Raw genomic sequence first — 1,011 nt, 5'->3', positions numbered from 1 at the left:
GTAGAAGGTCAAGTAAAAGACAAAAAGAAAGCCGCTAAGTATTCAGGCATCTATTTAATTGTACTTGGCATTATATTTGCATTCTTTCCTTTACTTCCTAATTACTTTTATTTCGTGTTTGCATTTTATATGTTATGGGCTTTTGGTGGTATGATCTATGTCAATATAAAAATAAAATAATACATATACTGAGGGCATTAATCTTAGAAGGATTATGTTCTTTTTTTGTTGAATTCCTTATTGTAGGAACGAGGCGGTTTAGTTTAATAGGACCATTAATTTGAACTTACAGTAACAAATATATAAGTGAGTATGGGGGATAATTTTGATTAAGGGATATTCAAAGATTTACTTACAAAAGGTTGAAGGTTTAAATAAACAAGGGTTAGCTTACTCAATAAATACAGGTGGTAAAACCATAGGAAAATTACAAGAATCAAAAAAATCCTCGAAAAAGGCAGGCAATCAAATGATAAAGCTGGCCAGCCTGCTACTCCTAACTATACCTAAGAGAATGATCATTGAGAATCTAGAAATAGATTTATTAGATGAAGAAGGAAGAATTGTAGGTTATGTAAAAAAAGAGATTGGATTTTATAAAGATTTAACTTTATACACGGATAATGGAGAACATATTGCCACTGTGAAATCAACTTCAAAAGGAAAATCACCATCAATAAAAGTTATTGATGCAGTTGGCAATGAATTATTAACAGCAATAGGTAGTTATGATGCATTAGATTTCACAGTTAGAGAAAACAGTACAAACAGACTGATTACTTCAATTAAGAAACGCTCTTTATCTTATGAAACAATAAAAGAAAATTTATTTAACCATGATGTTTATCACATAGAGAATAGTGATCATCAGGAGGATGTTGTTTTTGAACTTATTGGGATAGTGGTTGCTATTGATATCTACTTTCTTATGGGGCAATGAATTGAGAGCTTTCCACAAATAATAAAGGGGAAGAGTTAAAATGAAAATTGCATTAATTGGAGATAGCTTAA

2 protein-coding genes are annotated in these 1,011 nt (G+C 30.5%); both read left to right on the top strand.

Annotation, left to right across the window (positions count from 1 at the left end; all coding sequences use genetic code 11):
• The coding region (locus ACW2QF_RS17635; protein ID WP_455717331.1) for a hypothetical protein at nucleotides 1–180 on the top strand (180 nt) is incomplete at its 5' end.
• A gap of 145 nt (nucleotides 181–325) precedes the next feature.
• Complete coding sequence (locus ACW2QF_RS17630; protein ID WP_455717330.1) at nucleotides 326–940, top strand: hypothetical protein; 615 nt, start codon at nucleotides 326–328, stop codon at nucleotides 938–940.
• Nucleotides 941–1,011: the final 71 nt, after the last annotated feature.

It is taken from the genome of Anaerosporobacter sp., assembly GCF_965301125.1.
This window is presented reverse-complemented; position numbering and strand designations above follow the sequence as displayed.